The organism is Paenibacillus sp. JJ-223 (genome assembly GCF_927798175.1).
Lineage (GTDB): Bacteria > Bacillota > Bacilli > Paenibacillales > Paenibacillaceae > Paenibacillus > Paenibacillus hubeiensis.
Genome location: NZ_CAKMMP010000001.1, coordinates 607,444 through 620,857 on the forward strand (window position 1 = coordinate 607,444; position 13,414 = coordinate 620,857).

Below are 13,414 nucleotides of genomic sequence, written 5' to 3' on the forward strand. Positions count from 1 at the left end.
TGCATTCGATACATCGAATATAGTTTAAATTCAAAACATTCAGTAATTGTTCATAAAATGATTTGCATTTAAGCAAACGACGCAAACGGCCTTTTGAATGGTTTTCACTTCTTGAGAATCATAATTTTAGAATAAAAAATCATTTGTGTCACAATTGATCGGTTCTTGAGCGTTATATAGGTGTAAAACAAATTACACAATATGGAGGAACCATTATGAAAAAGATGTACAAAGTACTCAGCTCTGTAGCACTGGCAGGAATCATTGGTGCCACTTCTATGGCCTATTCTCAAACACAGGCTAGTGCAGCCAGTGTCGGATCAACGGTTACTGCAGCTGAAAAAAACGCAACAACTGCACCTGCTGCGGCAGTCAAGAAAGTGGAGCAAACATTAAAGAAAATAACGGGCACTGCTTATAAACTTGACAAAGGTGAATCCTTCGGCGCGAAGGAATGGTCCTATTCCATTAAAAAATCCCCTTATAGCCATGTTATTTTTGATGCAAAAGGAAAAATTAGTAATGCTAACATCAGTACTGACAATCTGACCTACTACATTAATGATGACAAGCTGAGCCACACTTCCGAGTCAATTCAACCGGATGCGGTAGACTCTTCTGTACAAGATGCTGCGGAAGCTGTTTTCGACAAACTGGAAGGTGTGGAACAGGGAGAGCTGGCCGGTGTCTCTCTTATTAAAAAAGGGACTAAACAAGTGTATGAGTTCATGTTCGTGGACGGTGATTTCGGGACGTGGATAGAGATTGACAAAAAAACGCTTGATGTCCAAAGTGTGAACGCCAGAGCATTGGCAGATGATCTGTATGGCAAGGATCAGGATGTTATTGATAAATATGAGAAATCCATCAAAGCACTCACTGAAAAGCAGCTGTTAGCACAAGCTACGGAGCAGGCTAAAAATTGGCTTGGTGTTGATTTGACCGGATACAAAGCAACGAAGGAAGCTTTCCCATCTGACCGCGTTGTTTTTGAGAAAAAAGGAGCCCCTACGATTGTAGGTAACTTCAATTCGGACGGTATGTTCTACTTCATCGCCGTTCAATACCTGTAATACGGAAATCCTTCAACAACTCTCTCATGTGTGCATCATGGACCGATGGCATACTAAAACACCTTCAAGAGAATGCGACCATATCCTGAGATATGGAAACATCCTTGGAGGTGTTTTTGTGTTGGCACGCGCATCCGGTAAACCGAAGGGCTATTTCTAGATACGCCCGATCCTTATTGGATGAGACAATAGCGGGCTTGCTTTCACTTCGGGAACAGAAGATGGGGTGTGACCTTCCGCAAGGATGAATGAGTGAATCATGAACAGGCTGAAGGATAAGGGATTTGCTCATAAACATGCCATGTGGCCTTTGGACGGTGCGGGCCACGATTTGAGACCTCCCTATTATTCTACGACAGGATGGGGAAGCAGACAGATTTGGTATGGAGGAAGTGCGGCAGAGGAACATATACCGATTACCGATTAGAGATACATACAAAAAAAGACCCACCTCTGCGGAAGCAGGTGGATCTCCAAGCTATTAATTATTATCTATGCTTTTTAATACGCTTCTTCGCCAATTCAGTAGGTGAGAAGCGATGAGCTGCAACGAGTCGGCCAGATGCGTTTTTACCCCATCCTGACACAAGGACATGTTTGCTGTTTGTAGTATATTCAACTTCAAATTGAACCAAATTAGCGACGTTCAGAACTCGGAAGCTGGAAGCGCCTGGTGCAAGAGTGAAAATAACGGATCTAACCAAAGTTTTTTCACCATTCAAACGGAATAAACGGATACGCACCTTAGCAGTGCTACTTCCGTTATTGACTGCCTTTGCGAAAAAAGTTCTGGATTCTCCCGGAAGTGTCGACAAATTAATAGCATTTTCAACTGGACCAGTAGAGTATCTTACCAATGTCATAGAGATCAACCTCCTCAAAGTGATAAGATATATTATTCTTTTGGCTTCACATGGATTGGGTTAATAGGAAAACAAAATGAAATAGTCTTCTGTTGATTGTCGGAGGACAAGAACAGGGGACTATTCCATGTTAAGAAGACGCAGTGTTTGCCACTTTCTTGTGGTCGGTGTACACATTACGGAAGGGGCAGAGTTTACGAAGTACCTATCATTGGTGAGGATGCCGAACAGAGCCGAGAATTTGCAGGGAGATCCACGTAGTAGAAGATTTATATCGAAGTGAATTGATAGATGAGCAACACATCCGTTGCCTTGTCCATGGCATGCAACCGTACAAAATATGGATACGAAAAGCAAATGTTTTGGAGATATATGAAGTAGATGTTCATTTCCGTTGATTAAAATTGTTTCAAAGAAGGGAAAATCATAAGAGGCGTCACATTTGATTTAGAGATCAGGAAAGGTTTCTGCGCATAGGGCAGGCTGTCATGATCATCAAAAACGCTGCCATGTATCATCGATTCGATTAGAGGCTGGGGAAGGAAGTTTCTCACCTAAATCTGTGTAGATATGTCGCTTTTTTTCTTGACTGTTTAGTCCGGAAAATATATAATGACGATCAAAGGAGGGTGAAATTGGGAAGAAACAAAGAGTTTGATACGTTGGAAGTACTTCGTAAAGCTATGGAGGTTTTCGGACATTACGGCTATGAGGGAACCTCATTGCCTCAACTGCTGAAAGGACTCGGTATTGCCCGGCAAAGCTTGTATGACACTTATGGTACGAAAAGAGACTTGTTCATCCTTGCTTTGAAGCATTACGTAAATGAAAAGAGCAGCGCAGCCATGAAGTATTTAGCGACCTCTGAATCTGCAAAGCAGGGGATAGCTTATGTATTTCATGAAGCAGCAAAGGTATTAAAGGATAAGAACCGGCAAAAGGAATGCTTTATTATTTTTTCAGCCATTGATCAGATGCCTCATGATATGGAGATCAGATCATTTTTATTGGAGGATTTGAATACGCTGGAAGAAGCCTTTTATGCAGCTTTGGTTCGGGGACAGGAGAATGGAGAAATTGCGAGTGACCGAGACCTTCGAGCTTTGGCTCGTTACTTGAATTTTGCAAGATACTCCTTGATCCAATTGGCCAAAATGACGAGTGACCCCAAGGTTATGGATGATTACGTCACAGTAAGTTTATCTGCCTTAGATCAATAATGAAGCCGACTCATTGCTTCATTATTATTTTTCGGAATTCTAGACTAAACAGTCCGATTCAATTATTTTTTTGCTCATTTCGGACTAAATGGTCTATTAAAAACAGGAGGGATGAATATGACAAGCGAAAATGTTCTGCATGCCCAGGCAACCGAAATGCTAAAGGTGTTTCAAAGCAGCTTGGTAACGGAGGATTTCGAAAAATGGTTCACGCTATTTAGTGAAGATGCCGTCGTTGAGTTTCCTTATGCTCCCGCGGGTTATACTCAAAGGCTGGTTGGTATTGAAGAGATTCGTAACTATATTTATGAACTGTTCAAGCGAATGGGGATTCTCTCTTTCTCATCTCCAAACCTGCTTGTAACCAAAGATAAAATTGTTGCCGAGTATACATGCAATGCAGTAATGACAGAAACAGAAAGACCGTATCGGCAGTCGTATATCTCCGTGTTCCACTTAAAGGATGGGAAGATAACGCTTTTTAAGGATTATTGGAATCCGGCGGTTTTACTTGAAGCAGCACAAGATTAAGTTTTTAAATCGACATGTAAAAGGAGATAAAATCAAAATGATGAATCATGGAAAAATACTTATTACAGGCGGCACAGGAAAGACGGGAAAAAAAATTGCGGAAAGGCTGGATCAACAGGGGTATTCCTTTACCATTGCCATGAGAAATGCAGAAGCCATTACAGATCCGGAGAAACAAGTCCATTTCGACTGGTACAACAGTTCGACGTTTCTTCCTGCTCTGTATCATGTTGAACGCGTTTATTTGGTAGCACCCGTGGGCGATCCGGAACCCATTAAAGTTATGAAGCCATTTATTCAAACGGCGTTGGAGCAGGGAGTACGCCGGTTTGTATTTCTTAGCAGTGCATCCATCCCGGAGGAAGGTTCGGTATTTGGCCCTGTTCATCGACTACTGAAGCAATCGGTTCCGGAATGGACCGTACTCAGGCCTTCCTATTTCATGCAAAATTTTACCGAAGGTCAGCATGCAACAACCATCTCGCAGCAGGATTTGATCATTAGCGCAGCAGGGGAAGGCAAGATTGGTTTTGTGGCAGCCGAAGATATCGCAGAAGTCGCTTATAGAGCACTTACTGATGAGGATGCACATAATACGGAGCATATCATTACGGGACCCGATTCTCTTTCATATGATGACGTTAGTCGAATGATTAGTGAAGTAACGGGTAGAAAGATTACACACCGGTCAATATCCGACGACGAATTGATCCGCAGCTGGCTAGCAGCAGGGATGAGTAAGGAATATGCCGAGATCATGACCGGACTCGACCGTAAAATTCGCGAGGAAGGAGCGGAAGATCGAATTACGGATACTGTAATGAGAGTGACTGGGAATGCGCCTGTCTCCTTCCAACAATTTGCAGAGAGACATGCAGAAGTCTGGATGCGGGGAGAAATTGCGTATGGCAGCATTGGATGATTTTCTAAAACACTGCATCTTCGTGTAGGCACAGTTATTAGTGCTGAATTTGTTGCCAAAGCCAAAGTCCCGGCGATCAAACCGGAAATTGACTTTGGCGCAGAAATGGGCATCAGGTCTTCCAGCGCACAAATTACAAAAAGATATACAGCTGAAGATGTCGTTGGAAAACAGATTGTGGGTGTCGTCAATGTTCCACCGCGCCGGATCGCGGGATTCAAGTCGGAAGTTTTGGTTCTAGGCGGACTGCCAGAACAGGGGGATGTTGTGCTGTTGAAGCCAGACATTCATATCCCTAACGGGACGAAAATCGGATAATTCAAAGAAAGCAGCTGATCCATGTGATCGGCTGCTTTTGTTCAACTAGCGGGCAGCATTCCTATACATGAAGAAATACGCGGTTTGAGAAACAAAAAGACTCCTTGATATGATGTCATAGGTCCACAACGCCTGACCAGCTAACGGATCCAAAAACAAATCAAGGAGACTACAACCTGAACTCTACTCAAAATGATCGAATTAATCAAATCACTTCGTCTACCTTAATTGTCAGTGTAGACATCGCTAAATTTAAACACGTCGCTCGAGTACAAGATTATCGCGGATGGCGACGAAGCAAGGGTTCCAGGATGTCATAAAAAAGAAGGCCAATTGGGCTGTCCTAAGAACAAAGTGGTGACAAACAATATAAACAGAAGCGTGCCCCATAAAACAAAGGACCGACGCAATTTATAAACTTCAACACTACAGGCTGTCAACAATGGTCTCAATCTGGTTTTTCCTCCTGGGCTCCGATTACATTTAGAAAGTAATGTTCCAAGTTCTCTTCTTCAATGTTAACCATGGTAAGCGGTACTTCATGATGAGCCAGCAATCTCGCAATATAATCGGGATGCTTAACGGCATGATCATCCGGTAGCGCAAAGCCATTATTCGAAGTCGAATGTATCGCATACCCGGAGTTTGAAAGAATAGCATGAGCCTTCCGCTCATCCTTCGTTCCGATCATCAACTGCTTTCGGCGAGGTCGAACACTGCCTAGAGCGGCTGTATGATACCTTTTACGGGCAGCTTTCCGAGCAACGTGGCGGTTCCGGGCTACTGGAAGCGCCACAGCCTGAAGTCTGGATACTTAAACTGCAGCTTCCATCCGCCTGGCTGAAACAGTTCAGGCCAAGTGCGCGGGATTGCGCAGGCTGGAGATGGATTATTATGCTGATGGACCTGGAAATATGGGGCAGACGGATATTCATGCTTGGCTGGAGGGGGTTCCCTATCCGGGCGTCATTGCTGAGAGGTGATTGTTCGTTGACACGGAGCAGCGACTGCATCTTATTCTAGAGGACGAGATTGAAGTACCGCGCCTGCTGCTGAAGCGCTATGAAGATACGGGCATACTGATCAGCTCCAGAATTGCAGGACCGAGCGAGTGGGAGAAGGCTTCCCGTGAAGCCGAGGAATTGCAGACAACTTTATCTATACGGACTGGAACCATATGGTGGAGTATGGACACAAGCGTATTTATCAAATCTCCGTCCCGGTACTTAAGGCTGAACAGGAGGAGAATCTGATTGCTTGCTGGCGGGCGGCGATGCGAATGCCATCATGGATTGTTTAGATCAGCTGATGCAGGACGCCGGGCAATATATTCACCTCAATTTAAGATGTGCTTGATTAAAGTTCAGCATGAATTCCGTTTTTGGCAAACTTGCCAGGAGAAGTCCCCACCTGCTTGGTGAAGCTGCGAATGAAATTGGCATAGTCTCCAAAACCCGACTGATAACACGCCTCCGTTATACTCATGCCCTCAGTCAAATAGTGTTTAGACAGCTCGATGCGCCGATTCAGAATGTATGATCGAATCGTGAGTCCGGTATGTTTCTTGAATTGTCGACTAATTTTGCTGCTGTTCGTGTATAACACCTCTGACAAATGCTCAAGCGTCAGTTCCCCCGCCAAATTGCATTCAATATAATCCATCGTTTTCCGAACCAGTTCGGGCATAATGTCCGTTGGGACGAATTCCGTATGTTGAAAAGCAAGATTCGTTATGACCAGTAGTTGAGCGATCACACTGTTTCTCATGATATCTGCGCCATAATCGCTTGAAGAGAGAATAGACTCAAGTTCACTCGTTAATTGCAGCACTTGTTGCAGTTGTTCCTCCTCCAGATGCACGATATTGCCCTTGCCCTTAGGACGATAGTCAAAACATGCTGACAAGTTGGTCGTTGGGGTGGACAGGCGATTTATATATGACTTTTTCAAATTAATCGTAATTCGCTCGTATTCATTTTTGTCCAGCGCAAAGGAACGGTGCATCTCTTGCGGGCTGAGAACAAGCAGATCGCCAGGCTGCAAATGGTAACAGCGATTCTCAATATAGAAATTCACATGTCCCCGAAGGAACAAATAAAGCTCATACGCATTATGACGATGATAGAATGTGCCCATATTGTAGGTGGTAATACGATGAAGATACAACAGATCAGTCTGAATGGGATCGAACAGATACTCCAAAGATTCATCCATATAACGTGACCTCCTTGTTATTTCGCGCAATAATTATAATGATTTATGCAATGAAATTGCACACCTGAACCTTTAAAATGTAACCATATTAGCATTTGGAATTAAAATTTGCAAGCGTTTTCGAAATGAGCATCTTACAACGCGATTGGAGGAAATAATGGAACTGATCTTCACGGCACGAAGCCGAGTACAGGAGAACGTAGAGTATACGTCATTGACCGAGCATGATCTGAAGGCTGACGTACAAATAGAAGGCGGGACGGGAAGGGCAGAGGACCCTTGGCAAGTCCGTATATGTATCTGCAATGAAGGGGACGCCCATTGGGCCGGAGTTATTCATGTAGAGCTGCCGTTTGACAAGCAGAATCCCAGGTTCTTTTTGCCTGCTTTTATGTATGGGCGTAATCGGGGTGAAGCCCCGCAAAATGTTCCTAATGAGTTTCCGAGAATCAGGGAGGGAAATCCGTCCCGTCCTTCATCACCATGGTGGATGGTCCGAAGCGATCGCCTGTCTCACCCGACCGCACTGGTCTATGATACAGGACAGATATTTGGCCTAAGCGCAAGTCCTTATTGGATTAACACAGGAGGGCAGAAGCAGCAGTGGTATCCAGGGATGAAGGGAACGTTTGTACAATACGGAGGATTCACTTGTTCCGTTGAAAAAGGGACGGTCGGATACACGTTGGGATATGAGAATGCTCCATTGCTGTTTATCAAATCAAGACTAGTTCATGAGCGAGCTCCCCTCGGGGAGAATTGCTTCGAACTGGAGGCAGGGGAGTCGGTTGGATTCGCCCTTGAGCTGTATCACTATGAGTCAGCATCGGAGCTTGGTATCAATCCAGCGATAGAGTCGATCTATGAGCGCTATCATGAGCAGCCAAGAGAAGGAAGCAACATTCAGACAACGGTATCGGATCTATCCAATGCCATCCACGAATATGCCTGGCTTCCAGAGGATCGTCATTACTCCACTTTTGTATATGAAGACGCTGCCACCGGAAATTACCGTTTCAACAAAATTATCTCGATCAGTTGGACCAATGGCATGACTATAGCTGCACCGATGCTGATGGCTGCACTTCGTCTGAATAATGAGCCCATGCGGCAGCAGGCATTGTCCTGCATTGCGAATATTATCGAAAATGCCATGAATCCTAAATCCGGTCTTCCTTACGATGCCTATCAGGACGGCAAATGGAGCATTAAAGGATGGTGGTTCGACGGGATGCGTACGCCGGGGCATTCTTCCTACCTGGTCGCGCAGGCGATGTTCTATATTCTCAAGTGTTACGATTATGAGAAGCGCATTCGTAATCAGAGGCACGATGATTGGCTTGGTTATGTCAAGCAGGTGCTTGAACGACTGGAGTGTACGAAAAATACGGATGGAGAATATCCTACTATTTTGTCAGAGCGAACAGGAGCAGGTCTTGAATATGATGCCTTTAGTGGAGCCTGGTGTCTTGCTGCCATGGCATATTACAGTTGGCTAACCCAAGATTTAACCTCTCTGGATGAACTGAGACGAAGTGAAGCCCATTACTATGAAACCTATGTCAAACAAATGGAATGTTACGGTGCTCCGCTCGATGCGGATAAGGCGGTTGATTCGGAAGGCATTCTGGCTTACATCAAGGCTGTTCGGTTTCTACACGCGCTGACTGGGGACGATCTGCTTCTCGACCACATGAGAGATGCAATCAGCTATGAGTTCAGTTTCAAATTTTGTTACAACTCACCTGTCAAGATTCCGCCGCTCAGTACATTAAATTGGTCCAGTTCCGGAGGAAGTGTTACTTCCGTAGCTAATCCGCACATTCACCCCATGTCCAGTAACCTGGTGGACGAGTTATTATACTATGTGCAGCAGCGGGAAGATTCCTATGTACGTCAGCGGATGATGGATACGATCGGTTGGGGCTGCCAGACCTACAATCGCAATGATCAGGAATTCGGATATGGCAAAAAAGGATGGATGTCCGAACGGTTCTGTCACTCGGAAGGGTTGGTCACCGAAAAGTATGCGGATGGCTCACCAGCCAGCACCTGGTTTTGCCTGATGCCCTGGGCCAGCGGATCGATCATCGAAGGACTTGCTGGCGACTACTGGCATTATGCAGACAACGGGGTCAAGCATACATCTCATGCAGACGTAGAGCATGAGTGAATTCATTGAGCCCAGAAAAGGCCGTATGTACAAGTCGTTGATTTTAAGTGAATCAGCGGCTTTTTTATTTTATTGGTACAAATTCTTGTCCCAAGCTAAGAACAAGAACTTGTACCGATTGCCGGAATGGACAAGAACATAGTCCGATTAATTACCAATTAGATGGTATATCTAAACATTGATCACATGCATTTAAAGTTTATGAAGTACCATATACATAAAAATGTTCAAGCTGACAAATTAATTATTATAAGTCTGACTTCATTAACTCCTTAATGGGCATGTCTTCCGTATCGTTGTATCTATTTTTTTGCAGTACATTCTTTCGGTACATAAGAGCACCCACGAAAGAGAGGGAAAATCCAACCGATGCATAGATATATAGCATTTGAATACCTACGGTATCCGCTAGCCAGCCGGATAATAATAAAGATACTCCATATAAAATTGAGGTAAGTGACGATTGGGCGGCAAATAACGGTGGTAGCTCTGAAGCTGGAACGCTTGTTTGGTAAGAAGTACGTTCCGCTAAATCTTTTATGGCTTGGGAAGCCCCAATTGCAAACATGATAAATAGTGTCGCCAGCGGGCTAGTAGAAAAGCTGAAGCCGAGTGTTAGTGCAGCAACGCATCCGCTGCCCACAGCTAGCATGAGCCCAAGATTCCACATTTCGTTCGACAAACGGCTCATAAGAATGCTAATAAGAACGAAACCACCTAAATTAGCGCCGTTTATCCAACCCCACCATACATCGCCAACATGTAGTCGTTCGCCTACGAACACGAGCAATAGCGCCCCAGCGAATACACCTCTAAATAAGCCTTCCCAAAGATCCATCCATAACAAGACACGTAACTTCGGTAACATAAAATAATTTCGCCATCCATCTTGAAGTGAGCGTCTCCAAGAACCGGCTGGAGTTTGGTGTGTGTTGCTGCTGACTTTGCTGATCATGCAGGAGGATAAGCAAGCACCACCTAATAGCTCCTAAAATAGATAGAGCTTGACTAAGCCAGAGTCTATGAAATGATTTGGTTAGCATTGAACTCATCCTTCCCTATATTCAGTTATATTCAGGAAAAGGAATGAGATTTTTCAACGGTCTGCCCCCGATCAAAATTAAAAAGATTTCATCATTGTAGCATTTACTTTTGCAAATAAAAAGTAAATAATTTGAACGATTGACGGCATTCGTTTGTCTACCTGATGATTCAATATAGTTTGCGAAGTACTTATTTTCTTTTCAGGGAGCAATGGAGATTCAAATCAAGTCACATCATTAAATAGTTTATTAGGTGTCGAAAGAAGAGGTTGAAAAACTCCATTTTTTCAACGAAAGGGAGACTTATAGCTCAGCAACACAACAGCTGCCGGCGTATTTTTTTACTTTGGCGTTGTTGGTTTGGTCATTAATCAATTTAATCTCGAAAGGTAAAACGGGCTGGGAGTTTACTATTTTGCTGATCGGAAATGCAATTTTCTTTTGGTCAAGAGTCTTCTACAAAAGGAAAATGAAATAAATGAGTTGATCATTGCGATTGACTGTTTTTGTTCAACGAATGGGCAGATAAGTTTAATGAAACAGCAAACCAGCGAGTATTTCGAACATTAATTATAAATGAATATAGAGGACCAAAAAAATTTTTACGGATTGTCCCTTCTCACTTCGTTACTTTGTATCTATATTATATATAAGTAGACGGAGGAGAGTGGTTATCCTGCAAGAAAATACGAATTTCGTTCTAGAAGGGAACATAGTTACACTCGTTCCGATGGAAGATAGCCACAAGGCGGAATTAATCAGAGTCTTGATGTCTCCAAATGTATGGGAATACACCTGGCGAACGATGAATACAACGGAAGAACTGGATCAAGTGCTGACAGATGCATTGGCGAACAAAAACAAAGGAACACAGCTCCCCTTCACCATTTTTGACCAAGCTTCAGGAGAGATCATTGGAACTACTCGAATAGGCGAACTGGATATGATTAATAGAAATGCTGAGATTGGATGGACATGGCTCTCACCGGACTATTGGAGGACAGGTGTCAATACGGAGTGCAAATTCCTTCTGCTGCAGCTGCTTTGAAGAATTGAATCTAATACGCGTGCAATTCTCCGTGAGTGGACAAAATATTCGATCACAACGGTCAATCGAACGAATTGGAGCTGTAAAGGAAGGAGTTTTCCGTAAGCATAGAGTAAAAGCCGACGGATCCATTCATGATAATGTTTTTTACAGCATAATAGACACCGATTGGGTGGATGTAAAAGAAAAACTTCTTTTTTTATTATCAAAGAAATACTCATAACTTCCAAAATGCCCACTGATGTCGCTAAATTAGCGACTTTTTGGTATGAACGTTACAAGTTCCTGACCTGAGTCAAGGACAAGAGCTTGTAACGTGCCGAAAGAAAGAGAGGAAAATGTCCGCTATCTCCAATTCGTAGATTCCTTCTATGTGGCATTGAGCATCGGTACAGACGGTGCGCTGATCTCCTTGGCGGAAACAGTGCAGTGGTGTATATCAGCGGGGGTTTTGATGGTTTTAGCGCTTCAATTATTGTTTGTTTTGTTAAGTTTCCTGGCATGATCCTTACGAATCACAGAACTCGTTCATCAAGAACATCATCCGATAAGCCACGCGAAGGAGAATCTTCCCATATAACAAATAACGGTTCGTCGTTAAAATCCATCACGAAGAACGGGGGAAATTATTTCATTGGGAGGTAAACCAGATGGCACGTGTGTTAGTTGTCATTACTCCGGCTGAAGGCCATGTGAATCCGTCATTAGGATTAGTTACTCAGTTGATTGACCATGGCGAGGAAGTTGTCTATGTGTGTTCTGAGGAGTACCGTTCCCGAATTGAACAAACCGGAGCCCAACTCCTTACCTATCCATTTCCGCAAGATGCCTTCTCTCATGATCCGGTATTGAAACCTCAGGAGTACAAACATCCTTATCAGTTCATTTATATGATGGCAGGCGGCATCATTCGAAAAATCGTCCCTGAGGTACTTCGAGTGATTGAACTTCAAAAGTTCGATTATATGATCTTTGATTCCCTGATAGGCTGGGGAGGGACTATTCTTGCAGAAAAGCTGGGAATTCCTGCGGTGTGTTCGATCGCCTCCTTTGCTTTTGTAGAACCTCTAGGGGCTGGCCAAGGATCGAATGACAAGGAGACGGATAGCGGGGGACTGTATGAGGCCACGAGGAAGATAATTCGTGATTTAGCTCAAGAGTTTCAAGTGAAGATTCCAGCGCTGGAAGAGATTCCGGCACATGCAGGTCGGTTAAAGCTCGTATATACAAGCCGTTATTTTCAGCCGCAGGCAGATAAGCTGGACGATAGTTTTATTTTTACGGGTCCTTCGATCATACCGCGCCCAGATGCACCGACCTTCTCGTTCAAGCTGCTTCGTAAACGTTATCCGCAAACGGTGTACATTTCCATGGGTACCATTTTAAATAAGGATCTGGATTTCTATCGGCTTTGTTTTGAAGCCTTGGGAGATTTGCCGGTGAATGTTGTTCTATCTTCTGGAAAATACACGGATATGGAGCCGCTGGCTGATCGGATTCCTGACAATTTTATCGTCAAACCATACATTGCACAGCTCGATATGCTGCAGCATACGGATGTTTTTATTACACATGCGGGGATGAACAGTGCGAGTGAAGCCCTTTATTACAACGTGCCATTGGTGATGATTCCATTAACTTCGGACCAGCCTCTTGTCGCCAAACGGGTACAGGAGTTGGGAGGGGGCATCACTTTAAACAAACATGCTCTAAGCGCAACAGATTTGAGAGCGGCATTAACAGAAGTTTTGAGCAATCCGCGCTACAAACAGCAGGCTTACCTTATCGGCGAATCTTTACGGCATGCCGGCGGTTTCAAGCGGGCCGCCGAGATAATCAAAAGCCATTTTGCTAAAGTATAACGACGAAAAAAGCAGCCAGTTATCGAGGGGGGATCCTCTTTAACTGGCTGCTTGCATATACATATGCGATGAAGCTGGCGCACTTATATTGTTTCTTCGTTACCCTGCCGACTAGCTGCTTTACTGTATTTCTTTAATGAACATTAG

13 protein-coding genes and 1 pseudogene are annotated in these 13,414 nt (G+C 44.0%); 11 read left to right on the forward strand and 3 right to left on the reverse strand.

Annotated features, from left to right (window positions below; translation table 11 throughout):
* The first annotated feature begins 215 nt into the window (after positions 1 to 215).
* Entirely contained in the window at positions 216 to 1,073 is an 858-nt protein-coding gene (locus L6H98_RS02530) for a hypothetical protein (RefSeq protein WP_236412622.1), read from the forward strand.
* 259 nt (positions 1,074 to 1,332) lie between these two features.
* Positions 1,333 to 1,500, forward strand: coding sequence for a hypothetical protein (locus L6H98_RS02535; RefSeq protein WP_236412623.1), 168 nt, complete (start codon positions 1,333 to 1,335; stop codon positions 1,498 to 1,500).
* 61 nt (positions 1,501 to 1,561) lie between these two features.
* On the opposite strand, the gene L6H98_RS02540 is transcribed toward L6H98_RS02535, so the two are convergent.
* Positions 1,562 to 1,936 carry a hypothetical protein gene (locus tag L6H98_RS02540; protein ID WP_236412624.1) on the reverse strand — a complete coding sequence of 125 codons (375 nt, stop codon included), beginning with the start codon at positions 1,934 to 1,936 and terminating at the stop codon, positions 1,562 to 1,564.
* A gap of 635 nt (positions 1,937 to 2,571) precedes the next feature.
* Between L6H98_RS02540 and L6H98_RS02545 the strand changes: the two genes are divergently transcribed.
* The 5 genes and pseudogenes from L6H98_RS02545 to L6H98_RS02565 all read left to right on the forward strand — a co-directional run bounded on the left by L6H98_RS02545 (position 2,572) and on the right by L6H98_RS02565 (position 6,180).
* Positions 2,572 to 3,156, forward strand: coding sequence for a TetR/AcrR family transcriptional regulator (locus L6H98_RS02545; RefSeq protein WP_236412625.1), 585 nt, complete (start codon positions 2,572 to 2,574; stop codon positions 3,154 to 3,156).
* Between the two features lie 117 nt (positions 3,157 to 3,273).
* Positions 3,274 to 3,687, forward strand: coding sequence for a nuclear transport factor 2 family protein (locus L6H98_RS02550; protein ID WP_236412626.1), 414 nt, complete (start codon positions 3,274 to 3,276; stop codon positions 3,685 to 3,687).
* 37 nt (positions 3,688 to 3,724) lie between these two features.
* On the forward strand, positions 3,725 to 4,609 hold the full coding sequence (locus tag L6H98_RS02555) for an ergot alkaloid biosynthesis protein (RefSeq protein ID WP_236412627.1): 885 nt from the start codon (positions 3,725 to 3,727) through the stop codon (positions 4,607 to 4,609).
* Positions 4,593 to 4,927 (forward strand): annotated as a pseudogene (gene csaA, locus L6H98_RS02560) (chaperone CsaA). Before L6H98_RS02555 ends, csaA begins: the two are co-directional and overlap by 17 nt.
* Before the next feature lie 983 nt (positions 4,928 to 5,910).
* Positions 5,911 to 6,180 carry a hypothetical protein gene (locus L6H98_RS02565; RefSeq protein WP_236412628.1) on the forward strand — a complete coding sequence of 90 codons (270 nt, stop codon included), beginning with the start codon at positions 5,911 to 5,913 and terminating at the stop codon, positions 6,178 to 6,180.
* 103 nt (positions 6,181 to 6,283) lie between these two features.
* On the opposite strand, the gene L6H98_RS02570 is transcribed toward L6H98_RS02565, so the two are convergent.
* On the reverse strand, positions 6,284 to 7,141 hold the full coding sequence (locus L6H98_RS02570; RefSeq protein ID WP_236412630.1) for an AraC family transcriptional regulator: 858 nt from the start codon (positions 7,139 to 7,141) through the stop codon (positions 6,284 to 6,286).
* Between the two features lie 157 nt (positions 7,142 to 7,298).
* On the opposite strand from L6H98_RS02570, the gene L6H98_RS02575 reads away from it, so the two are divergent.
* Entirely contained in the window at positions 7,299 to 9,314 is a 2,016-nt protein-coding gene (locus L6H98_RS02575) for a hypothetical protein (protein WP_236412631.1), read from the forward strand.
* A 247-nt stretch (positions 9,315 to 9,561) separates the two neighbouring features.
* Here the strand turns inward: L6H98_RS02575 and L6H98_RS02580 are convergent, their stop codons facing one another.
* Positions 9,562 to 10,182 (reverse strand): hypothetical protein, encoded by a 621-nt coding sequence (locus tag L6H98_RS02580; RefSeq protein ID WP_236412633.1) that lies wholly within the window; start codon positions 10,180 to 10,182, stop codon positions 9,562 to 9,564.
* Between the two features lie 842 nt (positions 10,183 to 11,024).
* Between L6H98_RS02580 and L6H98_RS02585 the strand changes: the two genes are divergently transcribed.
* The 3 genes from L6H98_RS02585 to L6H98_RS02595 all read left to right on the forward strand — a co-directional run bounded on the left by L6H98_RS02585 (position 11,025) and on the right by L6H98_RS02595 (position 13,267).
* Positions 11,025 to 11,405 (forward strand): GNAT family N-acetyltransferase, encoded by a 381-nt coding sequence (locus L6H98_RS02585; RefSeq protein ID WP_236412635.1) that lies wholly within the window; start codon positions 11,025 to 11,027, stop codon positions 11,403 to 11,405.
* A gap of 316 nt (positions 11,406 to 11,721) precedes the next feature.
* The gene (locus tag L6H98_RS02590) at positions 11,722 to 11,910 is read left to right on the forward strand and encodes a hypothetical protein (protein WP_236412637.1); all 189 of its coding nucleotides are present in this window, start codon (positions 11,722 to 11,724) and stop codon (positions 11,908 to 11,910) included.
* A 145-nt stretch (positions 11,911 to 12,055) separates the two neighbouring features.
* Entirely contained in the window at positions 12,056 to 13,267 is a 1,212-nt protein-coding gene (locus tag L6H98_RS02595) for a macrolide family glycosyltransferase (protein WP_236412639.1), read from the forward strand.
* Positions 13,268 to 13,414 lie beyond the last annotated feature (147 nt).